Origin of the sequence: Arthrobacter sp. 2762 (genome assembly GCF_040548745.1) — a bacterium.
Classification (GTDB): Bacteria; Actinomycetota; Actinomycetes; order Actinomycetales; family Micrococcaceae; genus Arthrobacter.
On record NZ_JBEPSI010000006.1, the window covers coordinates 124,785 to 150,217 of the forward strand.

The window sequence follows — 25,433 nt, forward strand, 5'->3', positions numbered from 1 at the left end:
TCGACGGTGCTAGCCACCCCTAACCGCCTGCGGACGTCTACCGACTTTTCAACAACTGTACGTTCCGGCGTCCGCAATGGACGCCGGAACTTAGTGTTATATACGGCCCCTATTGGGGCCGCGGAGCCGAGTCGAATCGGCTTCATTGTCTCCAAAGCCGTCGGGAACGCCGTGACCAGGAACCTCGTTAAGAGGAGACTGAGAGAAGCAGGCGCACTGTCCTTGCATACGCATGGAACGGGCCTGGCGGTCGTGGTCCGGGCACTGCCTGCAGCTGCATCTGCCAGCTGGGAGCAACTGCTCTCGGATTACAACGCCGCATTGGCAGTGACGACGAAGCGACTGGGTGGATCAGTTCCACGCAGCGCTTCGCCAGAACACAACGGCACCACAAGGGAAGGGACACCGCGTGCATGACATAAGCACCGCCGTCGTTCCTTCCTCAGGTGACCCCGCTGGTTTAAGCGACCCCGCCGGTAAGGTTCCCCACGGGAACCTGTTGGCGGCGGTAGGCAAGTTCATCTGGGACCTGCCCCGAAACATCCTGATTCTCCTGCTGAAGATGTACCGCAAGGTCATTTCACCCCTCTACGGCCAGGTTTGCCGGTTCTTTCCGTCCTGCTCGGCATATGCCCTGGAAGCGGTGACGGTGCACGGCGCCATGAAGGGTAGCTGGCTCGCAGCCAAGAGGCTCGCCAAATGCCATCCTTGGAATGCCGGCGGAGTGGACCATGTCCCCGCCGGCCATCGTCATTGGCCCGAAGGCCAGACGCCCACAATTGTTGTACTGAACAACCCGGACCAGTTCCTGGCTGCTCAGGCTGATGAAGAAGGCCGCACTGCGGCCTAACGAATAGGGATATCGTATGGACTTCTTTGGAACGATCATGTTTCCGTTCAAGTGGTTGGTGTCAATCATCATGGTTGGCTTCCACGACGGACTGAGCTTCATCGGCCTGCCAGCCGCCAATGGCTGGACGTGGACGCTGTCGATCATTGGCCTTGTGTTGGTGATCCGTGCCGCCCTGATCCCCGTGTTCGTGAAGCAGATCAAGGCCCAGCGTGGAATGCAGCTGCTGCAGCCTGACTTGAAGAAGCTGCAGACCAAATACAAGGGCAAGACCGATCAACTCTCCCGCCAGGCCATGGCACAGGAGCAGATGGCCCTGTACAAGAAGCACGGCACCAACCCGTTCTCCGCATGCTTGCCCATGCTGATCCAGATGCCGTTCTTCTTCGCCCTGTTCCAGGTGCTGTCTGGTATTTCGACCGCCAAGAACGCTGGTGAAGGCATCGGTGCGCTGAGCCACGATCAGGTTGTTCAGTTCGATCAGTCCAGCATCTTTGGCGCGCCGCTGTCGGCGTCGTTGCTCCACGGCGGCGCCCCTGGCAGCGAAGTTGCCGTCTGGACGCTCTCCATCATCATGATTCTCGCCATGACTGCCTCGCAGTTCATTACGCAGAAGCAGATCATGGCCAAGAACATGTCCGAAGAAGCCCTGGCCAGCCCGTTCATGCGCCAGCAGAAGATGATGCTCTACATCCTGCCGCTCGTGTTCGGTATCGGTGGTATCAACTTCCCCATCGGTGTCCTGATTTACTGGACCACCACCAACCTCTGGACCATGGGACAGCAATTCTTCGTTATCCGCCGCATGCCCACTCCGGGCTCGCCTGCCGCTAAGGCACTGGAAGAGCGCCGCGCCGCGAAGGGCCTGCCGCCGCTGCTGGGTGGCAAGAAGAAGGACGACGACGACGCCGAGGCTGCCGCGGCTGCTGCTGCGGCCGAGATCAGGGCCCAGCGCGTCCAGCCACAACGTAAGAACAGGAAGAAGAAGTAATGTCTGCTGAGAGCACTGAAGATGTAACTGCCGCCGAGACCGAGGAGCAGGACGACACGCAGGAAGAGTCGCTGTCCAAGACAGCGAGCCGCCTCGAAGAGGAAGGCGACATTGCTGCCGACTACCTTGAGGAACTTCTTGATATCGCTGACATTGATGGCGACATTGACATTGAGGTCCGGAATGGCCGTACCTACATCTCCATCGGAACCGACGAAGAGTCCGCTGCCCTGGATAGCCTCGTAGGCCGGGACGGCGAAGTTCTCGAAGCGCTGCAGGAACTGACCCGTCTGTCCGTCCTTTCGGCGACTGAAAGCCGGTCCCGTTTGGTATTGGACATCAACGGCTACCGCAAGGAACGTGCCGGCGTGCTTCAGCAGATCGCCGAAGACGCCGTTGCCAAGGTCAAGGAATCCGGTGGGACCGTTGCACTGGAACCGATGAGCGCCTATGAGCGCAAGATCGTTCACGACGCCGTCGCTGATCTCGGATTCGTCTCCGAATCCGAGGGCGAGGGCGCTGGCCGTCACATCGTGGTCTCGGCTGACTAGCGGCTCATGGTTGAAATTACCGCAACAGAACTGCAGGCAGCAGAGAAGATCTTTGGGGAGCGCTTGGATCTCGCCAAGCGCTATGTAGAACATCTGGCTACGTCCGGGACCGAACGTGGGCTGATCGGTCCTCGTGAGATTCCCCGCTTGTGGAGCCGCCACGTCCTGAACTGTGCAGTCATCGAGTCAGCCATTGCCATGGACAGCCACGTGGCAGACGTTGGATCCGGCGCCGGACTTCCTGGCCTGTGCCTTGCAATTGCCCGTCCAGACCTTGAACTGACACTGATTGAACCTCTGGAGCGTCGAGTCATCTGGCTTCAGGAAGTCGTGGACGACCTTGGTCTGGACAATGTCACCATCATGCGAACCCGCGCTGAACTGGCCGTGGGGTTGGTGGATGCGGACGTAGTTACGGCACGCGCAGTTTCCGCTCTTTCCAACCTGGCCGGCCTGACTATCCCCCTGCTGAATGGCAAGGGGGAGGTTGTGGCTATCAAGGGTCGCAGCGCTGCCGAAGAAATTGAGAAGGCCAAGAAGGTCATCCGTAAACTTGGCGGCGTGGAAACGTCCGTTGTTGTTTGTGGACAGGAGCTTTTGGAGGAACCCACCACCGTGGTGAGGATCATCGTCAACAAGCCCGGAAAGACGGGCTAGTCACCGCTCGGTTTCCCGCGTGTCGGCGGCTGAGCAGTTAGGCTAGAGAACGGCAGCAAGCGCCGAATGAGAGTGAGAGTGTGACCAGTGGGCAGTAGCGAAACCTCCACGCAACGGATCCCCCCCTTTATGTCCTTGGGGTCCGCGCGGGCCATGGCCACACCCTCGGCGTCACTTCAATCCGCCATTGCGCGAACGAATTCAGTTGATAATGCTGCCGTTTCACGTGAAACGCTGACGGATGAGGTTCACAACGTGATGGACTCCATCGATGATTCGAGCCCAATTGCCCGCCAACTGGCCAACGAGACGCGTCGACGCGAGCGGCTGATTGGACGTGAACTCCCTAAACCTGATCGGACCCGGATTTTCACGGTCTCCAATCAGAAGGGTGGCGTTGGCAAGACAACCACCACCGTCAACATTGCGGCTGCTCTGGCGTCTGCCGGCCTCAACGTCCTGGTCATTGACATCGATCCCCAGGGAAATGCCTCTACCGCCTTGGGCATTGAGCATCACGCAGATGTGGACAGCATCTACGACGTCCTGATCAACGATCTTCCGTTGAAAGACGTGGTGGCTCCGTGCCCTGATATTCCCAACCTGATCTGCGCTCCTGCGACCATCCACTTGGCCGGGGCCGAAATCGAGTTGGTGTCATTGGTGGCCCGTGAACAGAGGCTTCGCCGCGCCATTGACGTCTACTCCAAAGAGCGGGAGAAAAATGGTGAGGGACGTTTGGACTTCATCTTCATCGACTGCCCTCCCAGCCTGGGTCTGTTGACCGTCAATGCGTTCTGCGCCGCCAGCGAGGTCCTGATTCCCATCCAGTGCGAGTACTACGCCTTGGAGGGGCTGAGCCAGCTACTGAAGAACATCGAGATGATCCAGAAGCACCTCAACGCTGACCTGGTGGTTTCGACGATTCTCCTCACCATGTATGACGGCCGGACCAACCTCGCAGCACAGGTGGCCTCCGAAGTTCGCCAACACTTCCCCCAGCAGGTTCTGAGCGCTGTGGTTCCCCGCTCGGTACGCATCTCTGAAGCGCCGAGCTACCAGCAGACTGTCATGACCTATGATCCTTCATCGAGCGGCGCGTTGTCCTACATGGAAGCCGCTGCCGAAATCGCTGAACGCTAGAATTCTTGAAACACTGCAACAGCCTGGGCGGGTCCGCACTCGGCTATTCCATCGGAGGGATGAATCAATGAGCGAAAAGCGAAGGGGCCTCGGCAGGGGTCTTGGGGCTCTCATTCCTAGCTCGCCCGCGGCTGCCCAGGGAAACGGCGCTGCGCCCTCCCGCCCAGTGGATCTGTTTTTTCCGGAAGCCCGGAAGACAGCAGAGCCGGTGGAAGCGCCCGATGCGACGGCTCCTGCACCTACGGCCGACTCCGCGACGACGAGTGGAGCCGGCGGTTCGCGTGGCGGCGCTGCGAAGGATGCACCCCAGTCTGCTTCCACGGCACCTGCTGCAAGCAAGTCCAGCGACGCGAAGGCCCCGGCATCCAAGCCATCCACTAAGCGCTCTTCATCTGCCTCGGTGAAGACCGCAGATGCAGAGACGAGTTCGACGGCGTCTTCCGCTGCCGCTGCAGCTACTCCACCCGAGGTGGAGTTGGTTGAAGTTCCGGGGGCGAGATTCGCTGAAATACCGGTGACGGACATTCATCCCAACCGCAAGCAGCCTCGATCTGTCTTCGATGAAGACGACATGGCCGAGCTGGTGCACTCCGTCAAGGAAATCGGAGTCCTCCAGCCAATTGTCGTACGTACTTCAACCGAAAAGGGTGGAGAACCGTACGAGTTGGTTATGGGTGAGCGCCGCTGGCGTGCAGTCCAAGCCGCTGGGCTGGAAACAATTCCGGCCATCGTACGTGACACCACTGACGATGATCTTCTTAGAGACGCGTTGCTGGAGAACCTGCACCGCAGCCAGTTGAACCCGTTGGAAGAGGCAGCCGCCTACCAGCAGCTCCTGGAAGACTTCGGAACTACGCATGAGCAGCTGGCCGATCGCATTGGTCGGTCCCGTCCTCAGGTATCAAATACGCTGCGTCTCTTGAAGCTTCCACCGTTGGTGCAGCGTCGTGTGGCAGCCAGCGTCTTGTCAGCAGGCCATGCCCGGGCTCTCTTGGCGTTGCCGGATGCGGCAGCCATGGAGCGCCTTGCGCAGAAGATCGTCGCTGAAGGTATGTCTGTCCGGGCCACTGAAGAAGCCGTAGCCCTGTACCAGGATCCATCCATGCCGGCCAAGAGTGCTATTCCTAAGCCCAACGCCCGGCACGAGCGACTGGACTACCTGGCCTCCTCGCTATCCGACCGCTTAGATACGAACGTGAAGATTACCCTGGGTGCTCGCAAGGGCCGCGTCAGCATCGAATTTGCCAGCGTAGAGGATCTCAACCGAATCATGGATGTTTTGGGACCAGGCTCTGAAGACTAGCTTTTCCTGACCAACTGAATGGGGTTTGCCTTGTGGGCAAACCCCATTCTTGTGTCCAGAAACGTGACGTTCTTCCCAGCGCAGATCGTTTGGTCGTTGGCGGACATGCGGCTCATTCGTGTGTATGGTTTCACGTGAAACATGACGAGGTACTCTCAGACTGCCGCTGATGCTTGTTGCGGCATTGATCACGGTCTGCGGTACCACAAAAGTCGTCCGTTCCTTTCTCGTGGGAGAATGCGGATGCGGATCGGGGGGTCCCTCCCATGCATATTTCAAAAGACTGACTTCGTTCGATGTGCTCCATTCGCGCTATGTGTGCGCATTCGCCCTTGAGGCAGGAAATTGGTCTTCGGGCTCCATACCCGGAGACGCGTTCCATCTGGGGCGCACCCTGGTGCCCGCGTGGGCCCGTTCTGAGACCCTTCTGCAGCGCTTTCGAAGAGGACCAATCCGCGTTTTGCTGCGATCGGCGCGCCTCTTTGATAGGAGATGTTTCACGTGAAACGCGCAAGTAGGGAAAGAGTTCGGATAGGCCTCACCCCTTGCCCCACGCTCGGCCCATGGTTTTGGATTTGTATGCCTACACTTCTTCTCCTGCAATTAGGGAAGACGGTGCTTCAATCGATTAGATGCGAGCCAAATGGTAGCGAGTCATCCATTACAGACCCTGTGATGCTGTGATGCTGTGGGGTCTCGACAGCTGTATCCCCATCGCAGCCTCGACGCAGGTCGGCAGTTCCCTCAACTGTCGCGCGGAGGGGTACGAACACTCCTTGGACTGAACGCTTCGAACTCTCGTCTTGATTGTGTTTACGAACACTGGAGCGGCTCTACTTTACGGTTCAGCAGTCTTCTGCGTGGCCCTGTTTTTTCTGTCGCTCGCGTCGACGGTGTCTTGCTGGCCTGGCGTTGTTTCACGTGAAACTGTCCCTCCCTCTCAGAGTCCCGGCTGGTGGAACATCCTCCCCTAGGCAACGAATAGGCTGGGTGAGTCGGTTGAAACATGCAATGCAGAGAACCACCATCTCCACCTGAGAATGTGGTCGCCGAAGTCATGGAACCCCTGACCTGTTCCACGTGAAACGCACAGGTCCCTGACCGGACTGCGGAAGGTGGAGGGTGGGCACCGACGAAGGCGCAGGAACAACTGACCGAACTACAACCATGTTATTCACGCCCTTGGTTGGTCCGAATACCGCATCGGGTGGAGGTGTCCTCGACAAGTGCCAAGTCCAGGGCCCTTCATGACTGACGAGTACTAAGTACCGGGAAGGACTGGTTTTCCTTCAGGACGACTTTACTGAGAGATGACTCCCTGTTGAGATGGACCATTGCGTCATGGACTGGTCAGCCATTGGAACGCCCCGTGTTATCGATACCAAACGGTGCATGTGTATTCCTATAACTGAAACTGCGTAATGGGTTGAGATACAACGGCCTAGTCGCGGTCCGGGTGAGCCTATCGACCCTTGATCTGCTGTCTGATGAGGTCCAACCGGTAGAAGCATCGAAACCAATCACCTTTCTCCAACGCACCGGCGGGTCCGAGGTCGGGGACTTCAGGTTTCGCGTCAATCTAAGATGTCGTCCTGACACTGGGGCGCCTTCCAGGAGTGTCCTTTTCCTTCGCCTGCAGCGGCGCTCCAACAGTCAGACGCGCTACTGCCCGCACTGTACCGGTCAAGGCGAACTCACCATGCAGATGGAGCGCGAGCCCCCGGACCTAAAAGAGAAGAACGTGCCAATGTTCAATGATGCTAGAGCGACGATTGAGGCCAGGTGGGCGCGCTGTCAGGAAGTAGTCTCCGCTGATCGGTCTCCCTCACGCCGACGGCTCCTCTGCCGTGATTCTGGAGCGCGATGGCTCGGAGTTACCGACGGGCGAAGCTGTGCTCGTTGGCCACCTTACCCCTTCGTCCACAGCAGGATGCGAGGCTTTCCTGGCGTGTCACAAGCAGATCGCTTCCTTCGGGGAGCACACAGCCAAACCAAGACGCGGACACGCTAGGTAGCGCTGGGCCTCCCCTGCAGCCCACGCGACTCTTGCTCGGCGAGCCACGGACGCACAGCTGTCTTGGGTGATCGATGCCGCGTGTCCGGGCCTAGTTTTGGTCCCACTTATTTGATATGGCTGCATATAGATCTGATGTTGTACGTTTCCTTGAATGTTGGTCGGTGCTGCCTTTCGGCTCAGCCATATTTCGAGTCGTGCTGGTCCAGTCCCACCGCGTCTTCAACACCAACCTCAACGAACAAAGCTCAGCCGTCGCCGGGCCTCAACTGTGGAGACTGTTTGTTTCACGTGAAACATGGTCCAACGTCTGCTGCAGGTTTGCTGACCGAAGCAGGCACAGAGAGAGCATGTGAATTTGACTATATCGGCAGTGGATAAGCCTGTGGATAACTTTGGGGATAAGTCTGTTGATGGTTCGGGCGGACCCGAGTCCAGAAGGGTGCAGATTCCTTGGGAGCAAGGGCTACGATGGGACGGCTCCATACTGACGTCCTGCCACATGTTCCACGTGAAACGATCCGTCGCTGGAACGGGTGTATTTCATGTCACATGATCACAAAACCCTTTGATTTGCGGGAATCTAACGCGCACTTAGGGACGGGCGGGGAAACCTACCAGGTCATCGCGTTCGATGTCGCATCCCTGAGACGAAATGGGCGAACGACTTCAGCCGTACGAAGAGGTGTGGAAATGATATGTGGATTGCCTAGTGGGCCGTGGATAAGCCTGTGGATAACTTTGTGAATATCATGACCCACCCTTCCAGCCTATGTCTCGCTGTTGTCTCCACGCGACATGGTGCTTGGGCACCTCCTCTCAAATAGATGGCATCCAAGGGTGACCTAGGAAGCGGCCGCCGTGCAAGCGAGTCAGCCCGTTCGATGCCGAAGGCCTCCCGGCCAGTCCTTAGACTGGCGCGTCAGCATCGCAGGAGGCTCGCGGTCCATGAGGAGTGATGCTGCAGAATCGTCAGATCCAAATGTCGACTCTGCGTAGGGGGCAACTTTGATCCGATGTCTGTGTGCAGGACATCGTTGGAGACTTACGCAGAGCGCACCGAAATTCGTAGCCGTGCGCGGTGGCTTTCCACTGGGCCCGGGAATACTAGGTCCTGCCGTGTGCAGGTTGCTGTATCGCCACTCCCTGGTAGTTCAGGGAAGAAGGGCATCAACGACTTACACTGAGCTCGCGATACTCGTCCGGGGAGGGTAGGACCACAGGTGGAGGTTTGAGAAGGGTGGGGCTGATTGCCCCAGTCCTCGAGATTGGTGCTGACGTTGGAGCAGGTCGCCCTCTGCCCATCCAGGTTCTTGGGTTGCCGGCATGTGAGCCTTACCGCCTGACAACATGCAGTGGGACGGTCAGGTTCCTGACTATCTCCCCTCGTCTGCGCTCGTGTTTCACGTGAAACAGCACACTCTCCACGTGCTTGACGTTGCCATGAACTGAAGTCGTAGGCTTGGTTCCCGAGAGTGAATCCCCAGTGCCGTCGAGTACTGCCGGGAGTCACTGATTCCCTGGCATAGATACTAGAGGAGGGCAGCACGCCTCCAGCACCAAGACTTCGTTCGCGACGATAGTCTCCCCTCCTTTCCTGAGCTTCGTCGACGTTGAGTGGAGGCAGTTGTCTGGACCGCGCTACAGATGGCCCACCATCCCTGGGCTTCGCAGGAGGAATCACGGACTGTAGGGCATCCGTCTGACGCCAGATTAGGCCAGGCTGAGGTTCTTACTCGGAGAAGGCTCATGAAAGAGTGGGTCACCATTCCTAGGCCTCTGCTCGTCCTTAGAGGAGCCCGCTATCCCCTGCCCAAGGCCCCGTTGTACGTGGCTGCGGCCCACGGCACCTTGGGACGCCTCCGTCCATGTAGGGCCATATAGGGGGCGCTGGCCCCGACAGCGCAGCTTGGCTACAACGACGAGAGCGAAGGGGCCGAAGATACAAACACTGAACCTGATAGTCACCGATGCCGATGTTTCACGTGAAACGGATGCCCGCATCAGGAGAGATCGTTGTTCTGATCAGACTAGGGGCCTACGCTTGCCGAGGCACATGGACAGGAGGCAGAGTTGCGCTGCGAGCTTAGTGGCAGTGAGCGCGGCGAACATTGAGCGGAGTCTGTCATCGCCATCGGCAGTCAGAGATCGAATGCCCGTCACGAATCCAACTTCGACCGAGGGTATTCATGTGTTTGTGCACAAGAGTTGAAGTCTTGCCTGACTGAGACCTCAAATTTCCGCGCATCCAAGGTCCAGGCCCCAGCGAGAGGAAGGCTGTGTATGGCTTTCTAAGCTCCCGCAAGGGCGTTGCGGGCCTCGGGTTCCATTGCCCTCCGGAGTGGTGAACATGAAGCTTGGCGTGAAGGACCGGGGTATTCGTCGGTAGAAAGTACCGTATTGAAGTGAGGCTGCCGCTCTCAGGCGTATGTACATACGCTGCGGGCTTCTCCTAAATGGGAAGAGCGCAGTCAGCTATTCCTCCAAGAAGACATATTCACACGAAGAACAGCACAGATGATACTTGCCGGAGGCTGGCACGATATCCAGCAGGCATTTTCCCGAGGGTCTTGGATGTCCGTCCACTCGCATAGCCAATTTTCGCACCCAGGTACCGCATCAGGTAGAGGAGCACTTGTCTGAAGCCAGCAAACAAGAGGTGCGCTCACACCACGTCAACGTCGATCGCCCCCTGGGCGCCGGCCCTTCCGGCCGGGCGATTTGTCATGCTGTGATGAATCGAGGGTTATGCCCTGCGTGAGACTGTCGCCTACTAGGCGGTTTACGCTGAGTCTCCCTGGAATTATCAATTTCCATCTCGCTGCATGAGTGCGTTTCACGTGAAACATAACGAGGCTGCCTAGCCCGATGATGAATCCACAATGAGTACCGCAGCTTCGGTCGTAAGCCAGAAGGGAATGGGAACCGCAAGTGAGGCCGAAGCGAAAGTCGTTTCACGTGAAACATCTCCAGAGCGGCGTCCCTGAAAGTGAAGAGGCAGCGATGAGAGGGTCAACAGTTTCGCGTTCGGGATGCTTCTTAGAACGTGAGCAGCATGAACTCGCCGTTTTGAAATCTCAATTCTTTCCGGATGCGGGGTGAACGATGCAACTAGCAGCAGCGGAAGGAATCGGAAATGTCCCCCACTAAAACGCTTGAGACTTGCGGGTGTTGCGTGACATGACTGCAGGTTCCACCGATGGCATTGAGCTCAGCGCCGAGGCTCGGTGTCATCGGAAAGACCACCGGCCTTGACGAAAATATGCGAAGTCCACAGACGCACTGTGGCACCAGATTAGCTCGGTCACGCACGACTGCTGGATTGCATCAACGGCAACTTTCCCGTCGGTCTAAGAGTGAGCTGAAACTTTCCGCCCAGAGTCGGAGGGAGCTTTGTCCGTTTGAACATGACCCCAAGGGAAACGTCCAACCGCGGCTCATCACTCGACACGGACGACATACTCCATGGTCCACTCGGCCGGAGGTGGTTGGGATGTGAGAGAGGGTGTGGCGGAACGCGTCGGGATGTGAGAGAGGGTGTGGCGGGAGGGGGTGGGATGTGAGAGAGGGATGGGCGGGAGGGGGTGGGATGTGAGAGAGGGATGGGCGGGAGGGGGTGGGATGTGAGAGAGGGATGGGCGGGAGGGGGTGGGATGTGAGAGAGGGACCGTGTTGACCTACCCCAGGCAAGGGGAACACGCATTCAGGAGTTCGGCGGACGCCCAGGGCGTTTGGTGAAATCAAACCGATAAAAACAAACTTTACTGGGTGCAAAATGATCAAATGCAAAAAACCGGCGACTTCCACTCCTTCAGGAGGGACAGCCGCCGGCTTTTCACTGACTAACTAGGGGAACCTAGGACAAGACGTCCGCGAATTCCTTTTCGAAGAACTGCTTTGGCTTGGCGCCGATGACCGTGCTCTTCACTTCTCCCCCGCTGAAGAGGTACACAGCCGGGATGGACGTGATGCCGTACTCGGCAGCGATGGCAGGGTTGTCGTCGACGTTGAGTTTCACGACGTCAACCTTCTCGCCGTATTCAACGGAGATCTCATCGAGGATCGGGCCGAGCTTGCGGCAGGGTCCGCACCACTCTGCCCAGAAGTCCACGATGACCGGCTTCTCGGAAGCCAGGACGTCCGTGCTGAAGCTTGCGTCAGTTACGTCTTTAGCGTTGCTCATAACTTTTCCCTTCGTATGGTTGCTGGTCTGGTGAAGCTCAGGAATGCAGGTCTGCGAGGTAGTGCTCGACATCGAGGGCAGCCACACAACCGGAACCCGAGGCCGTGATGGCCTGGCGGTAGGTGGGATCGATGACGTCGCCTGCGGCGAACACACCCTTGATGTTGGTACGGGAAGTCCGGCCCTCTACGGCAATGGTTCCTTCGGGGGTCAGATCAACTTTGCCCTTCACGAGTTCCGTGCGGGGATCGTTGCCGATGGCCACGAAGACGCCGGTGACGTCGAGTTCAGATTCGGTACCGTCCACCAGGTTCTTGAGCTTGAGGCCTGTTACCTTGTCTCCGCCGAGGACATCTTCCACAGCAGTGTTCCAAATGAAGTTGATCTTCTCGTGCGCCTGGGCACGGTCGCCCATGATCTTGGAAGCCTTAAGGGTGTCGCGACGGTGGACCACTGTTACGGACTTGGCGAACTTGGTAAGGAAGAGGGCTTCTTCCATGGCGGAGTCGCCACCACCAATGACGGCGATGTCCTGATCCTTGAAGAAGAAACCGTCGCAGGTTGCACACCAGCTAACGCCGTGACCCGACAAGCGCTTTTCGTTCTTAAGCCCAAGCTCGCGGTAGGCAGAACCGGTGGACAGGATGATGGCCTTCGCGTGGAAGGTCTCCCCCGTGCCGATGGTGACCGACTTGATGTCGCCGTCGAGATTCAATTCGGTGACGTCCTCGAAAAGAATCTCGGTGCCGAAGCGGGCCGCCTGTTTCTCGAAGTTTTCCATGAGATCTGGACCCATGATGCCATCGGGGAAGCCCGGGTAGTTTTCCACGTCCGTGGTGTTCATCAATTCGCCACCAGCAGTGACGGAGCCGGCAATGAGCAGAGGCTTCATGTTGGCGCGGGCGGTGTAAACGGCGGCTGTGTAACCGGCGGGGCCTGAACCTACGATGATGACGTCACGCACCTGCGATGCGCTGTTTTCTGCAATGCTCACGTGGCGTGAACCTCTTCCTTAGTCGATGCTGCGGCTTTCGGGGCAGCCACCTGACTCAACCCCTGCAACGGTCCAAATATTCCGTTGGATTTGGAGGGCCAAAAACCCACCATCATTCAGGGTACCGTCTGAAGGCCTGGCGCATCGAAGCGGGGACGCCGGATGACTGGGGGCCACATCAGTCACAAAGCCTGGCGTACATGCGAAAAGTAAGTAGCAGCACATGTCGTTTTGAGGGCTCAAAACGACATCTACTGTCACCTAGTTGGCTAAGCGCACCGAAACGGAACTACTGGACCGTGACCTCGGCCAAACGCAGACCAAATCCGAACTGTGTCTTGGGGGCAGCAAGTTTAGGCAGCGTCTTGATGACCACTATGACGTACTGGGTTTGCGTGGGCGCAGCCAGCGGCATCGTCAGTTCCGGAGACGTAAAGCTGTTGGTGCCCACGAGCTTGGCGCCGTCCATTGCGGGACGATCGTTGGTGTAGACGCTGATGCTTCCACCCGAGCCGCCTAATTGGTTCAGCACCACTGACTTGACCTCTGTGGGCTGCTTGAGCTTCACGACCAAGGGCATCTCACCCGAGAGTCCACCCCAGTTGGCGGAAGCGAACTCCATGTCGGACCAGTAACTGGCCGGGTTCCCATCAAATGCTTTGGGAAGGTCTTTGTCGAACGATGCAGCGAAGGGGAAATCGCCGAGGCGCGTAATGCCATCGATGGCCGGAGGCGTTGCGGGAGCAGCGGTCTCGCTGGGCGTCGGTTGTTCGGATTCGGTGCCCGCTGATGGCGATGACGCCGTTGTTTTGTCTGAGGCCGCCGGAGCGCCGCTCGGCAAGAGGCTTCCCAGGTTGGTGACCGCCAGGACAAGGCCCACGATCAAGACGGCCGCAAGCAGACCGCCTACGAGCCAACGCATGGAGCGCGGCTCGCGTTCCGGGGTTTCGTCCTCGTAGACCTCTTCATCTTCGTAATCTTCAGTGGCAGCGGCCGACGCTGGGAAGCTGGTAGGAGCACGATCGTAACCAGGGTCCGAGCTAGCTCCGGTGGCTTGAGACGCGCCACCGGCAGCGAGGCCGTAGTCCTCCTCTGACCAGAGGGAAACCTTTGGTTCGCCGGCAGGCTCGCGAGTCGGTGCGGGCTGCGGGTTCACAGATTGTGAAGCCACAGGCTGCGAAGTGACGGCTTGGGTAGGCGGCTGAACCGGGGCAACGGGCGTGGTAGCAGGCGAAGCTCCGGACGACGGCGACTGTACAGCCTGCGTCCGCGGCTGGCTTTCCGTAGTAGCACCGGCACTGGCACCACCACCAGCGCAAGCCCCGCCACCGGAAGCCCCATTCGCGGCAGCCCCGGCGTCGTGGTTCTTCGATCCAGCGTTCTTCAGCGCGGCAGCGGCAGCAACTCCCGCCGCGCCGGCGCCAGCCGCAGCAGCAGCGAGCTTCCCCGCGAGACCACCCCTGGCCGATGACGGGCTGGATGAAGGCATGGGCGGAAGGTTGCTGGCCTGCGTGGCGGGCGCTTCGTGGGCAGCATCCGATTCCGATTGGACCGGGTAGCCATTTTCGTCGTACTGGATGTACTCGGCTTCGTGCTCATCGTCCTCGTAGAGGCCATCATAGGTTTCGGGCTCGTAGGTGCGGGGCTGGCCGAAGATCTCGCTGCCGAGGGTTTCCGTGAAGAACGGTTCCACGTACGGCGGGTGGGTTGCGACTACCAGATCCAGGAGGTCCGGCGCAGTGCTGTGGTTGGTGATCAGGTACGTGGTGTTGTCGCTGACTCCGAGGTCCAGGATCTGGACATGGCCAGGGCGCTCCCCCGTGGCGACTTCGCGGGCGCTCTGTGCTACCTGCTCGGCGTTTCCGGGACCGGCAACGAGGATGCTGACGGGGCGGTTGAGGACCTGGTCCACGCCGTCGAGCACCAGATCTTGGTCATGCGAGGTCAATACGGTGGCCGTGACCTTATAGCGGCCGCCAAGCACTGATCCGACGTCGATCGGGTGGGACACGTGTTCCTCCTAGGCTGTCCGGGAGCTGCGGGTCCTGCATGCGGTCCGCCCGGCGAGCCGGTTGTACCGCTTTTGCAACTACCTGTATTCATTTCTAGCCTAGCCGATTGGCGCCCGCCGCCCATGTTGGCGCCACCGGTTCACTTCTTCCGCTTCTGCCGGGTGTGCTGTCCAGTGTCCCCTTTGGCGGGAAAGTAGGGATTGTGGCCAGGGTCGCCTTGGTAGGTTCGCCTGCCTGGCAACGGGACCTGCGGGTGGAACCTTCCTCCCTTGGCCGTGTTCGGTACGTCCTCATCCGGCAGATAGTTCGTGTGCGGTTCTTCAGAGCCGGAGGTGTCAGAGAAGTCTGAAGTTCTGGCTGGAGCCTCGGCGGCGGGCTCCGGTTCGAGTGCCGGGCCGGCCCTGAAGGAGGCAGCATCGAACTCGCCCGAGATGCGCGGAATCAAACCGGTATCGTCCGAGACCGTGGCGCGTGCCGCCGTCGTCGGTTCAGCAGCGGCCCCCGCCACGGCAGGTGCGCCGCGGCCAAAGCGGCCCATCAGCGGGCGCATGAGATCCCGCAGCTCGGTGACGTGGAAGAGGCGAAGCAGGAGCAGATAAGCCACCAGCATGACGGGCCCGACGACGACCACGGTCACCAGGGCCGCCGGCCGGCTGCTCCACGCGAAACCGTCGGCACGGTAGCTGCCCAGGAGCCACAACGCCAGAGCACCCGCAATCGCAGAGCCGAGGCCCGCATAGCCCATGCGGATGTAGGAATTGGCGATCCGGGGACCATCGAGATGGCCCATCATACGACGCAGGAACCAGACGCTGATCACCACGGAAAGGATGTTCCCCAAGGTGTAGAGGACAGCGATCGCGTAGATGATCTGGCCCACCGGCAGGAACTGAATGATAAACGCGCCCACCACATAAACGACGGCGAGCAACAGCTGCACATAGAGGGGGGTGCGGGCGTCCTCGTTGGCGTAAAACACGCGCGACATCATGAAGTTTGCGCTCATGAACGGCGTGCTCAACGCCAGGATGGTGAGCGTCTGGGCCAGCATGACGCCGTCCTGGGGCTTCCCGCCGGAGAAGAACATGCCCAGCGGGCCAGCCAGCGCGAACAGCGCCAATGCGCCAAAAACTGTTGCGACAGCCATGGTCCGCAGTCCATGCGAGAGCGCGTCACGCAGTTCGGCCTTGTTGCCATCCTGGGACGCCCGCGTCATGCGGTTAAAGAGGACAGTGGCCAGCGACAGCGCAATGATCGAGTGCGGCAACAGGTAGAGCTGGCTCGCAACTTCAAGGACCGCGTTACCCGGGAGAGTGGAGGCCGCTGTGGTCTGGCCTGAATTGTCCAGCCGGAGCCGTTCGGCACCGGGAATTGTGGCAATTTTCATGACGTACAGGAACGCCAACTGCCCGACGGCGGCAGTCAGCAACGTCCATACGCTCAGCTTGGCTGCCTGGCCCAGTCCAACGCCGCGCCACCCGAAGCGGGGCCGCAGGCCCAGTTTCAGCCTCATGACGGGAATCAGCAGGATGGCGGTTTGGGCGATCACGCCGAACGTGGAGAACCCGGCAATCAGGAATGTCTGGGTTGGTCCCCAGTTATCGAGTGTGTGCGGATTGGTGTAGTTGGCACCCAGGATCCAGATGAACATGCCCAGGCCGGCGATGGCCACCACGTTGTTCAGGATGGGAGCCCACATGGCGGGGCCAAACGCACCATGCGCATTCAGGACCTGTGTGAGAAGTGCGTAAAGGCCGTAGAAGAAGATCTGTGGAAGGCACCAGAACGCGAAGGTGACCGCCAGGGCCTTCTGCTGTTCCGAGTAGCCCTGGGTCGTTAGATCGATGACGATGGGCGCGGCCAGTGTGACAAGGGCCGTCAGCGCCAGCAGCACCAACACAGCCAGGGTGAGGAGTCGGCTGATGTAATCGGCGCCGCTGTCCGCACCCTTGCTGGCTTTAATGATCTGCGGGACCAGGACGGCGTTGAACACGCCGCCAGCCACCAACAGGAAGATCAGGTTGGGAAGGTTGTTCGCATTGATGAACGTGTCATTGACCGTTGAACCCAGGCCGAGTGCAGCGCCGAGCATCCACGTTTTGGCGAAGCCAAGGAACCGGGAAACCAACGTTCCGGCGGCCATGATGGCGCTGGAACGTGCTTCTCCGGATTGAACGGACTGGGTAGTTTTGGCTTCAGACATCGCCCTTATCGTCCCATGTAGCCGGGTCAGAGGTGTTCGGGAAGCACTTCCCGTGCCAAATCGGCGATGCGGCGTTCATTTGGGAAGGACAATTTGCGTGCCAATTCCTGGATCGGCACCCATGCGGCATCCACCGCCTCCTGGTCCGGGTCATTCTCGATGGTGAGCTCGCCGCCAGTGGCCTGGAGCAGGAAATGGTGGACGGTTTTGTGGACCCGGTGGCCGCTCACAGTGAACCAGTAGTCAATGCTGCCGAGGGGCGCCAGGATGTTGCCCTCGATGCCGGTTTCCTCGGCGATCTCGCGAACGGCAGCTTCCTCGTTGTTCTCCCGGCCTTCCGGATGGCCCTTGGGCAGGCACCATTCAAGCCGGCCACCCCTATTAAGGCGCGCGATAATCGCGACCCGGAGTTCGCCGTCGGACGTGTCTACTACGACGCCACCCGCAGACACTTCCTCCACAGTGGGAAGCGAGGCCTGGACCGGGTGCTGCGGGGCAGGCGCGACGTGGGCGCCGATTGCCGACGGCAACGGTGCGTTCGTCCTCCTGCCAGGAGCGCTCGGGATCGGATTGGCCATGAAGTCCACTCTAACGACTCTTGCCCTCGAGTGATGACCGGGACATGGCCGCAAGATGGACTGCAGGAGACGCGCGTTACGGGTCCGCTGGTTTTCGGATGCAACTCTGGCCCAATGCTGCGGAAAAATCTGCCAAGCTTAAGGAACTATGGCGCACGTATTGGACAGCTCTTCAGTTAACTTCACCATCGATCCGGTGGTGCTCGATCTCGGGCAGCGCTTTGTCGATGCCGGCTTCGAGCTGTCCTTGGTTGGTGGACCTGTGCGCGACCTTTTCCTGGGGAGGACCTCCCCGGACCTGGACTTCACCACAGATGCGACCCCCGATCAGACGATCTCCGTCATCAAGAAGTGGGCGGACAACTTTTGGGAAATCGGACGGGCTTTCGGCACGATCGGGATGAAGAAGAACGGCTTCCAGATCGAAGTCACCACGTACCGCGCCGAGGCGTACGATCCCGACTCGCGTAAGCCCGTAGTCGCCTTTGGCAACTCCTTGACGGAGGACTTGCTGCGCCGCGACTTCACCATCAACGCCATGGCCCTGCGCCTGCCGAGCCTGGAGCTGGTGGACCCTTTCGGTGGCGTCCGGGACCTCCACGCCTCCGAACTCGCCACTCCCGGCGCGCCGGAGGCGTCCTTCTCTGATGACCCCCTGCGCATGATGCGGGCGGCTCGTTTCGCGTCCCAGCTTGGCGTGTCGGTTCACGACGACGTCCGGCTCGCAATGTCCCAGATGGCCGACCGCATCAAGATCATCTCCGCCGAGCGGGTCCGCGATGAACTGGTCAAGCTGATTAAGGGCGCGCACCCGCGCGTGGGCATCGATCTCCTGGTGGATACCGGGCTGGCTGAGTTTGTCCTTCCCGAGGTATCCGCGCTTCGCCTGGAAGCCGATGAACACCACCGCCACAAAGACGTGTATCAGCACTCCCTGCAGGTCCTCGAACAAGCTGCTTCACTGGAAACCGGCGCCGACGGTCCCGTACCAGGTCCGGACTTTGTGCTTCGGTTCGCTGCGTTGATGCACGACGTCGGCAAGCCGGCTACGCGCCGGTTCGAACCGGGCGGCGCGGTGAGCTTCAGGCATCACGATGTTGTCGGTGCCAAACTGACGGCCAAGCGAATGAAGGCGTTGCGCTTCGACAACGAGTCGATCAAAGCCGTGTCCCGCCTGGTCGAATTGCACATGCGGTTCTATGGCTATGGAGACGCTGGCTGGACGGATTCAGCCGTCCGCCGCTACGTGACCGATGCCGGTCCACTGCTGGAACGCCTGCATCGGCTCACCCGATCCGATGTCACCACGCGTAACCAGCGCAAGGCCGACCGCTTGTCCTTCGCCTACGATGACCTTGAGCATCGAATCTCTGCGCTCTTGGAACAGGAATCGTTGGCGGCTGTCCGGCCGGACCTAGATGGAGCGCAGATCATGGCGCTTCTGGGGCTAAAGCCAGGTCCTGTCGTCGGCAGGGCCTACAAGTTCCTCCTGGAAGAACGGATGGAACACGGTCCGCTGTCCCCGGAGGAAGCTGAGAAGAAGCTCTTGGCGTGGTGGGAAGCGCAACCCGAGTCCGCCGTCGTCGAACCTTCAACCGAAACCGCCGCAGAAACCAAGGAGTCCTAATGAACGCCGCGATCTCCCCGCGTCCGCAACTTTGGATCCTTCGCCACGGCGAGACGGAATGGTCCAAGAGCGGCCAGTACACGGGCCTGACCGACCTTCCCTTGACCGTCGAGGGTGAGCAGCAGGCTGTCGAAGCGCGCAAAGTCCTTGAGGGCATCGACTTCGACCTCGTTCTGACCTCCCCACTGCGTCGCGCCCGCCGCACGGCTGAACTTGCAGGTTTTCCCGACGCCGTCCACGAGCCGCTGGCGGTGGAATGGAACTACGGAGACTACGAAGGCGTCAGCTCCGACCTCATCCGCAAGGACAATCCGGACTACCTCATCTGGACGGACGGCGTGCCCAACGGCGAAACGCTGGACGAAGTGGCCGCCCGCGCTGACAAGATCATTGGACGTGTACTGGAGTCAGGCATGGACAATGTGCTGGTTGTTGCACACGGGCATTTCTCCCGTATTCTCACAGCGCGTTGGCTGGAAATGGACGCCAGGGAAGGTCGCCACTTCATTCTTGGAACCGCCAAAGTTTGCACGCTTGGATGGGATAAGCGGACGCCGGCGATTGTCCGTTGGGGCCTCTGAAACGCGAATTTAGAAAAACTTTGGCTAAATAGCGAATTGCACTGGCCAAGACTCCTATTCATGGGGTAGCTTATATCTTGTTCCCAGAGCGACCCGCCGGGAACAAGGCGCGCATTACCCCGGTTAATCAGTCGGGACGTAATGCCACAGCGGAAAAGGAGGTTGGGAAAATGATTACTTTGACTAGCGGATGGAATGTGACCGTCACTGCTACCCCGGCCTCTTGCGCTGATCGACGCCATTTTTCGAAGCATTTTTCGAAGCGCTGACCACTCCCTGAACCACCGGACCGGCTCCAACGCCGGCGGTCTTCATGGCCACCCGTCAAGGGTGGCATTCTGAGCAGTCAGTTGTAGGCGCAGACCCACGCAACAAGCCGCGGGTGCGCAGTTTCCCCAAAGTTCGGAACCAGCTTCTTGTTGGGGACGACTGCAGGAAGCACACGCAATTGTGCACGATCATTCGCCGCTCCCGCACAGGTCTGCTCACTCCCCTTATTAGCGTCCGGCTATTTGTGTGCTCTTTTATGCCTTGATTTCTCCCGAATTCAATTGGCTTTATTTGTGGTGCCCAATTCCGGCAATTTCCTGCAATGAAAGGAGGTGAACCACATGCCAAAGCGCCCCAAGGACCTGCGCTTCTACAAGAGCAGCGATGCTCCCAAGGAACGCACGCTGTTCAACGACCAGTTGCTCAAGCAAGGTCGTGAAGACGTCTTCGTCGTCCTGCACCAGATGGGACTCATCCGTTGATGCCCTTCAGCCCTTCCGAAGGAGTTTCCGGTGCCGCACATGCATGCTGATCCACAGGAAGCCCACGCGGCTACGCGTGGGCTTCCCCCTTTTAACTGGGCGATCAGAGTTGCTCCGGTGGCGTTACCGAAGCTGCCTGACTGTAAGCTCGATTTATGCAGGAGACGAAGCCGCGCCGGCAGCGAAAACGTGCCCGCTTTGTGGTTCCAAGCCGCAGCGACTCCCTGCTTCGTAACTTCACGGAGGTTGTAGGTGGGCCCTTGGGCCGACACTCGGCCCCAGGACAGATCTCCCCCGCACCGTTCACGGTTGAACGCGTCCTCGTTATCTTCACCGTGACAGCTGCTCTGCTGGCCGTGCTGGCGAAGGACTATTGCCGCGTCAATGGCTGGGAGACGCCCACGCAGTTTTACGCCACGTGCTACTCCGACTTCCCCGAGCTCTTCCGCAACCGCGGCCTGGGCGATGGAGTGTTCCCCTTCTTCACGCAAGGCAGCTTGTTTGAGTACCCGGTCCTCATGGGGATCATCGCAGGCTTGACGGCGCTGCTCGTGCCAGGAAAAGGGGTGGGCGCCGAACGCATTCTGGGTTACTTCGACGTCAACGCAACGCTGATTGTTGCCGTATGGATAATTACCGTCCTCCTCACCGCCCGAATGAACAAGCGTCGCCCCTGGGATGCCGCCATGGTGGCCCTGGCCCCGGGAATCGTCCTGGCGGGGTTCATCAACTGGGACATGTGGGCGGTGGCCCTGCTCGCGTTGGCCATGTACTTCTTCTCCCGCGACAAGTTGATCCTGGCGGGAATCTGCATCGGGCTGGGAACGGCCACCAAGCTGTACCCCATCCTCATTCTGGGTGCCATTTTGGTGTTGGCGCTGCGCAGTGGTCGTCTGCGGACCTTCTTGGTGACTGCCGCCGCCGCAGCCGCGGCATGGTTGGCCGTCAACCTGCCCATCGCGGCAATGAACCCTTCAGGCTGGCGCTACTTCTTTGAGTTCACCCAGGAACGGCCCGCCGGGTACAGCTCGCCCTGGTTCGCGTTTAACCTCGTGGCCGATCGGCTTCAATGGACCCAACTTAACGCAGCCACCATCAACTCGCTTGCGCTGAACCTCTTTCTCATTGCTTGCGTGTTGGTAGGTGCCCTGGCTTTGACGGCGCCCCAGCGCCCGCGCCTCGCCCAGTTGGCCTTCCTGATTGTGGCCGCGTTCATCCTCACCAACAAGGTGTACTCGCCCCAATTCGTCATCTGGCTCATTCCGCTCCTTGCCCTTGCGAGACCGCGCTGGCGGGACTTCCTGGTTTGGCAGGCTGCTGAAGGCCTGCACTGGGCTGCCATTTGGATGTACTTGGGCATGGCCACCAGTGGTGGGTCCGTGCAGCACAACATAGATATGTCCTACTACGTCCTGGCTGTGGCCCTGCACATGATTGCAACGGCGTACCTGATGGCAAGGGTGGTGATGGATATCTGGGATCCATCGCAGGACCCTCTACGTGCTTTAGGCGAAGACGATCCCCATGGCGGGCCTTTCGAAGGCACACAGGATTGGCTCAGGATTAACCTCCTCCATCCGTCCACGTCAGTTCTCCCCTGGCGTTCAAGGGTTGAGCCTGCCGAGCCTGAAGCACCCCGGCAGTTGGAGGTGGGTAGCGATGGCTGATGTCGCCGTCGTTGGTTCTGGTCCCAACGGCCTGGCCGCGGCAGTGACCATGGCCCGCGCAGGGCTGGAGGTACATCTGTACGAGGCCGCCGATGCCATCGGAGGCGGAACCCGAACAAGCGAGCTGATCGAGCCGGGATATCTGCACGATGTATGCTCCGCGGTGCATCCAATGGCAGTGGCGTCTCCTTTCTTCAAGGAATTCAACCTTTCGCAGCGAATTGAGCTGCGCGTGTCTGAAGTCCAGCACGGGACGCCGTTGGACGTGGGCGGAGCCGCCCTCGCTTACCAGTCCTTGGAACGGACCACCATGGAACTGGGGGTGGACGGCCCAGCGTACCGTCGCCTGATTGCGCCGCTCCTTGCGCGCGTCAATGGGGTCGTGGACTTTACGTCGAGCCAGTTGCTCCGCGTGCCCAAGGATCCTCTTGCGGCTGTGTTGTTTGGTCTCGCGACCCTTGACCAAGGAACGCCGTTCTGGGGACGGCGCTTCCGTGAAGAGGCTGCTCCGGCCTTGTTGACCGGTGTGATGTCCCACGCGTTGGGCTCCCAGCCCTCGCTTAGTTCCACGGGTGCCGGACTTTTGCTCGCCGTCCTGGCCCACGCCGGCGGATGGGTGGTACCGGTGGGCGGATCGGCAGCTATCGCAGGGGCAATGGCCGAGGACCTCATTGCGCACGGCGGGACCATCCACACCGGTGTGCGCGTGGATTCTTTCGACCAGGTCAGGCCGGCAAAGGCCATCCTGCTGGATGTTGCACCTCCGACGCTCGCACGTCTGGGTGGGGCTGAGATACCCGACAACTATCGTCGGGCATTGGCTGCATTCCGCTTCGGGAATGCAGCCTGCAAAGTGGACTACATTCTGTCCGAACCCGTTCCCTGGCTGGCCCCTGGCCTGAAGCGGGCGGGGACGGTTCATGTGGGCGGTTCGCGAATGGCCATGGCCGAATCCGAGAACCTCGTGGACATGGGCAAACACCCAACGGAGCCCTACGTGCTGGTTTCCCAACCGTCCCTTGTGGACTCGTCGCGGGCACCGGCGGGGCGACACATCCTGTGGACGTATTGCCATGTGCCGGCTGGCTCTGACGTGGACATGGGTGAGGCTGTCACTGCACGGATAGAGCGATACGCACCCGGCTTCCGGGACGTGGTGGTGGCCTCGAAGACCACGACGGCGGCCGAACTGGCCGTTTACAACGAAAACTATGTGGGTGGCGACTTCAGCGCAGGATTGTTGGATTTGCGGGGTCTTGTGCAGAGGCCAGTAGTGTCCAACGTGCCTTGGCGTACACCGATGCCGGGCGTCTACTTGTGTTCTTCATCCACCCCGCCCGGGCCTGGTGTTACAGGGATGCCCGGGTACCATGCGGCGAAGCATGCCCTCAAGGACATATTCCAGCTGCCGGTACCCGGGCTCGGTCTGATTGTCGGTTAGCCCGGACTCGGGCCAGGCTGCTGTTTAGTTTGCAGCCGTGAAGCGTGCGCGGCGGTGGGCCGGGCTTTCGATTTCATCCAGCATGGCAACGGCGTAGTCCTGCGAGGAGATGCTGGTGCCGGCGGGGGAATCCTTGGCCACGGTGTATTCGCCGGTACGCTCACCGGGTTGGATAACGGGAGCGGGGGCAAGTACCGTCCAGTCGACGTCCTCGGGAGTCTGCTTGACGGCTTCCAGTGCCTTCGCAGCGGTGGTGGCTTCCGCCCTGTATGCCTCGGGGAAGTCCGGGGAATCGAGGAGTCGGACGCCGTCTACCTCGAGTGTGCCTGCACCGCCAACGATCATGAGGCGGGTTCCTTCGGCGTTGCTGTAAGCCGTGGCCATGGCATCAAGCCATTCTCCATGATCCCCGCCGGTGCGGCTGGGACCCGTAGCGAGCACAACGACGTCGTGGTCCTTTGCGATGGAGGCAAAGACCTCCGCGTCGGCCAAATCCGCTACCTGGACAGTTGCGCCGGCGATCCCGGCGCCCTTGCGGGAGATAGCCGTGACTTCATGGCCGCGAGTGATGGATTCATTGACGATTTCACTGCCGACCATGCCCGTTGCGCCGTAGACTGCGATTTTCATGACTCTCCTTTGGGTTGCTATCCTTGCGATAACACGAAGGTATCTATTGGATACTGATAGCTTCAAAGGAACTGAGTTACCTCATGGATACTAATGCCCTCCCAGGGAACGTCCTGGATCCCAATTGCCCATCACGCGTGATCTTCCAAAGAATCGGCGACAAATGGGCGTCTTTGGTGATCCAAGTCCTCGGTGACGGGCCCGTTCGGTTCTCGGAGCTGCGCAAGATGGTCCACGTTGTCACGCCGAAGGTCCTGACGCAGACGCTGCGGGCCCTGGAACGCGATGGGCTCATTACGCGGACCGTCCACGCCCAGGTGCCGCCGCGAGTGGATTACGAACTCACATCCATGGGTGAATCCCTCCTGCAACCCCTCACCCTTTTGCGTCAGTGGGCGGAGAGCCACGTCCCTACGATTCTCGAGGCCCGGGACACTTACGACGAGGCACAGGACGATCTGTTGCTCGGGTCATCCAACTAAGTAGCAGTTAAGCGCGTTCTGAACGTCCAAAACGCGCTCTACTGCGACCTAGTTGGGCAGGGCGGACGGGAGTGTGGCGCGGCTGATTCGTCCGTCCCGCATGGTCGCGACGGAGTCAGTCAGGGGAAGGAACTCCGTATCATGCGTGACCATCACAGTAGCCGTGGAGAACTCGTCCGTAATCCGGCCCAACAACCTGACGATCGATTCGCTGCGTTCGTGGTCCAGGGCTGCGGTAGGTTCGTCCACCAGCAATACTGTGGGGCTGCCCATGAGCGCCCTGGCGATGTTCACCCTCTGACGCTGCCCGCCGGATAGCTGGTGCGGCCTCTTGTTTGCCGATCGGGCCAAACCCACGATCTCCAGGAGCTCATGGGCTTTACCAAGGGCCCCGCGGACAGCCTTGCCGCGCAGGTGGTCCCGGATCAGCAACTGCTCGACGGCGGTCAGTGACGGAAGAAGATTGGGCTGCTGGAAGATGATGCCCACCTTGTCGCGCCGCAGGGCTGTGCGTTCGGCGTCCCTGAGCGCTGAAACGTCCGCGCCGTCGATAACGACGAGTCCGGAGGTGGGCTTCACGAGTGTGGCCGCAACAGCCAAGAGCGAGGATTTGCCGGAACCGGACGGACCCACCAAGGAGAGGAACTCCCCGCGTCCAACTGCAAGGTCTACGGCGTCCAAAGCCTTGAGGGTTGAGTCGCCGTCGGGGTAGTCCAGAGTGATGTTGATGAGATTCAATGCATGGGTCACGATGTATGCCTTTCTGGGAATGTT

Annotated in this window: 20 protein-coding genes; 13 read left to right on the plus strand and 7 right to left on the minus strand. The window is 59.9% G+C overall.

Translation table 11 applies throughout. The annotated features are described in order from the left end of the window. Positions 1 to 6: 6 nt before the first annotated feature. The 7 genes from rnpA to ABIE18_RS12920 all read left to right on the plus strand — a co-directional run bounded on the left by rnpA (position 7) and on the right by ABIE18_RS12920 (position 5,495). Positions 7 to 417, plus strand: a complete 411-nt coding sequence (gene rnpA, locus ABIE18_RS12890) for a ribonuclease P protein component (RefSeq protein WP_224165931.1) — start codon at positions 7 to 9, stop codon at positions 415 to 417. A gap of 79 nt (positions 418 to 496) precedes the next feature. Next, the gene (gene yidD / locus ABIE18_RS12895) at positions 497 to 850 is read left to right on the plus strand and encodes a membrane protein insertion efficiency factor YidD (RefSeq protein WP_431120076.1); all 354 of its coding nucleotides are present in this window, start codon (positions 497 to 499) and stop codon (positions 848 to 850) included. Positions 851 to 866: 16 nt separating this feature from the next. Then, positions 867 to 1,841: a membrane protein insertase YidC gene (gene yidC / locus ABIE18_RS12900; RefSeq protein WP_309930414.1), complete on the plus strand. Its 975-nt coding sequence runs from the start codon at positions 867 to 869 to the stop codon at positions 1,839 to 1,841. Then, entirely contained in the window at positions 1,841 to 2,392 is a 552-nt protein-coding gene (locus ABIE18_RS12905; protein WP_309930416.1) for a Jag family protein, read from the plus strand. The genes yidC and ABIE18_RS12905 overlap by 1 nt, the downstream gene beginning before the upstream one ends. Before the next feature lie 6 nt (positions 2,393 to 2,398). Continuing rightward, positions 2,399 to 3,049, plus strand: a complete 651-nt coding sequence (gene rsmG / locus ABIE18_RS12910) for a 16S rRNA (guanine(527)-N(7))-methyltransferase RsmG (RefSeq protein ID WP_216924406.1) — start codon at positions 2,399 to 2,401, stop codon at positions 3,047 to 3,049. 129 nt (positions 3,050 to 3,178) lie between these two features. Continuing rightward, a complete protein-coding gene (locus ABIE18_RS12915; protein ID WP_499723177.1) occupies positions 3,179 to 4,192 on the plus strand; it encodes a ParA family protein in 1,014 nt (337 codons plus the stop codon). Positions 4,193 to 4,259: 67 nt separating this feature from the next. Beyond that, positions 4,260 to 5,495 (plus strand): ParB/RepB/Spo0J family partition protein, encoded by a 1,236-nt coding sequence (locus tag ABIE18_RS12920; RefSeq protein ID WP_499723178.1) that lies wholly within the window; start codon positions 4,260 to 4,262, stop codon positions 5,493 to 5,495. 5,870 nt (positions 5,496 to 11,365) lie between these two features. Here the strand turns inward: ABIE18_RS12920 and trxA are convergent. The 5 genes from trxA to ABIE18_RS12945 all read right to left on the minus strand — a co-directional run bounded on the left by trxA (position 11,366) and on the right by ABIE18_RS12945 (position 17,431). Next, positions 11,366 to 11,692, minus strand: coding sequence for a thioredoxin (gene trxA, locus ABIE18_RS12925; protein ID WP_216924410.1), 327 nt, complete (start codon positions 11,690 to 11,692; stop codon positions 11,366 to 11,368). Positions 11,693 to 11,729: 37 nt separating this feature from the next. Then, positions 11,730 to 12,686 (minus strand): thioredoxin-disulfide reductase, encoded by a 957-nt coding sequence (gene trxB / locus ABIE18_RS12930; RefSeq protein WP_499723179.1) that lies wholly within the window; start codon positions 12,684 to 12,686, stop codon positions 11,730 to 11,732. 289 nt (positions 12,687 to 12,975) lie between these two features. Next, positions 12,976 to 14,697 (minus strand): ABC transporter substrate-binding protein, encoded by a 1,722-nt coding sequence (locus ABIE18_RS12935; protein ID WP_499723180.1) that lies wholly within the window; start codon positions 14,695 to 14,697, stop codon positions 12,976 to 12,978. A gap of 140 nt (positions 14,698 to 14,837) precedes the next feature. Then, positions 14,838 to 16,901, minus strand: coding sequence for a murein biosynthesis integral membrane protein MurJ (gene murJ / locus ABIE18_RS12940; protein WP_499723181.1), 2,064 nt, complete (start codon positions 16,899 to 16,901; stop codon positions 14,838 to 14,840). 26 nt (positions 16,902 to 16,927) lie between these two features. Next, positions 16,928 to 17,431, minus strand: coding sequence for an NUDIX hydrolase (locus ABIE18_RS12945; protein ID WP_442005289.1), 504 nt, complete (start codon positions 17,429 to 17,431; stop codon positions 16,928 to 16,930). Positions 17,432 to 17,627: 196 nt separating this feature from the next. Between ABIE18_RS12945 and ABIE18_RS12950 the strand changes: the two genes are divergently transcribed. The 5 genes from ABIE18_RS12950 to ABIE18_RS12970 all read left to right on the plus strand — a co-directional run bounded on the left by ABIE18_RS12950 (position 17,628) and on the right by ABIE18_RS12970 (position 23,547). Continuing rightward, positions 17,628 to 19,106, plus strand: coding sequence for a CCA tRNA nucleotidyltransferase (locus ABIE18_RS12950; protein WP_499723182.1), 1,479 nt, complete (start codon positions 17,628 to 17,630; stop codon positions 19,104 to 19,106). Then, positions 19,106 to 19,687, plus strand: coding sequence for a histidine phosphatase family protein (locus ABIE18_RS12955; RefSeq protein ID WP_442005263.1), 582 nt, complete (start codon positions 19,106 to 19,108; stop codon positions 19,685 to 19,687). Before ABIE18_RS12950 ends, ABIE18_RS12955 begins: the two co-directional genes overlap by 1 nt. A 611-nt stretch (positions 19,688 to 20,298) precedes the next feature. Beyond that, positions 20,299 to 20,439: a hypothetical protein gene (locus ABIE18_RS12960; protein ID WP_223935169.1), complete on the plus strand. Its 141-nt coding sequence runs from the start codon at positions 20,299 to 20,301 to the stop codon at positions 20,437 to 20,439. A 155-nt stretch (positions 20,440 to 20,594) separates the two neighbouring features. After that, positions 20,595 to 22,106 carry a glycosyltransferase family 87 protein gene (locus ABIE18_RS12965; protein WP_499723183.1) on the plus strand — a complete coding sequence of 504 codons (1,512 nt, stop codon included), beginning with the start codon at positions 20,595 to 20,597 and terminating at the stop codon, positions 22,104 to 22,106. Then, complete coding sequence (locus ABIE18_RS12970) at positions 22,099 to 23,547, plus strand: phytoene desaturase family protein (RefSeq protein WP_499723184.1); 1,449 nt, start codon at positions 22,099 to 22,101, stop codon at positions 23,545 to 23,547. The genes ABIE18_RS12965 and ABIE18_RS12970 overlap by 8 nt, the downstream gene beginning before the upstream one ends. A 24-nt stretch (positions 23,548 to 23,571) precedes the next feature. Here the strand turns inward: ABIE18_RS12970 and ABIE18_RS12975 are convergent, their stop codons facing one another. Continuing rightward, positions 23,572 to 24,177 carry an NAD(P)-dependent oxidoreductase gene (locus ABIE18_RS12975; RefSeq protein ID WP_499723185.1) on the minus strand — a complete coding sequence of 202 codons (606 nt, stop codon included), beginning with the start codon at positions 24,175 to 24,177 and terminating at the stop codon, positions 23,572 to 23,574. Between the two features lie 83 nt (positions 24,178 to 24,260). On the opposite strand from ABIE18_RS12975, the gene ABIE18_RS12980 reads away from it, so the two are divergent. Continuing rightward, positions 24,261 to 24,659, plus strand: a complete 399-nt coding sequence (locus ABIE18_RS12980) for a winged helix-turn-helix transcriptional regulator (protein WP_499723186.1) — start codon at positions 24,261 to 24,263, stop codon at positions 24,657 to 24,659. 48 nt (positions 24,660 to 24,707) lie between these two features. Here the strand turns inward: ABIE18_RS12980 and ABIE18_RS12985 are convergent, their stop codons facing one another. After that, complete coding sequence (locus tag ABIE18_RS12985) at positions 24,708 to 25,409, minus strand: ABC transporter ATP-binding protein (RefSeq protein WP_499723187.1); 702 nt, start codon at positions 25,407 to 25,409, stop codon at positions 24,708 to 24,710. Positions 25,410 to 25,433: the final 24 nt, after the last annotated feature.

Bases quoted from the DNA above. Each gene is read 5' to 3' on its own strand.
- ABIE18_RS12970 (WP_499723184.1), top strand. From the start codon at position 22,099: ATGGCTGATGTCGCCGTCGTTGGTTCTGGTCCCAACGGCCTGGCCGCG.
- yidC (WP_309930414.1), top strand. From the start codon at position 867: ATGGACTTCTTTGGAACGATCATGTTTCCGTTCAAGTGGTTGGTGTCA.
- rsmG (WP_216924406.1), top strand. From the start codon at position 2,399: ATGGTTGAAATTACCGCAACAGAACTGCAGGCAGCAGAGAAGATCTTT.
- ABIE18_RS12905 (WP_309930416.1), top strand. From the start codon at position 1,841: ATGTCTGCTGAGAGCACTGAAGATGTAACTGCCGCCGAGACCGAGGAG.
- ABIE18_RS12955 (WP_442005263.1), top strand. From the start codon at position 19,106: ATGAACGCCGCGATCTCCCCGCGTCCGCAACTTTGGATCCTTCGCCAC.
- ABIE18_RS12915 (WP_499723177.1), top strand. From the start codon at position 3,179: ATGTCCTTGGGGTCCGCGCGGGCCATGGCCACACCCTCGGCGTCACTT.
- ABIE18_RS12980 (WP_499723186.1), top strand. From the start codon at position 24,261: ATGGATACTAATGCCCTCCCAGGGAACGTCCTGGATCCCAATTGCCCA.
- ABIE18_RS12920 (WP_499723178.1), top strand. From the start codon at position 4,260: ATGAGCGAAAAGCGAAGGGGCCTCGGCAGGGGTCTTGGGGCTCTCATT.
- ABIE18_RS12960 (WP_223935169.1), top strand. From the start codon at position 20,299: ATGCCAAAGCGCCCCAAGGACCTGCGCTTCTACAAGAGCAGCGATGCT.
- ABIE18_RS12975 (WP_499723185.1), bottom strand. From the start codon at position 24,177: ATGAAAATCGCAGTCTACGGCGCAACGGGCATGGTCGGCAGTGAAATC.
- murJ (WP_499723181.1), bottom strand. From the start codon at position 16,901: ATGTCTGAAGCCAAAACTACCCAGTCCGTTCAATCCGGAGAAGCACGT.
- trxA (WP_216924410.1), bottom strand. From the start codon at position 11,692: ATGAGCAACGCTAAAGACGTAACTGACGCAAGCTTCAGCACGGACGTC.
- ABIE18_RS12950 (WP_499723182.1), top strand. From the start codon at position 17,628: ATGGCGCACGTATTGGACAGCTCTTCAGTTAACTTCACCATCGATCCG.
- ABIE18_RS12965 (WP_499723183.1), top strand. From the start codon at position 20,595: ATGCAGGAGACGAAGCCGCGCCGGCAGCGAAAACGTGCCCGCTTTGTG.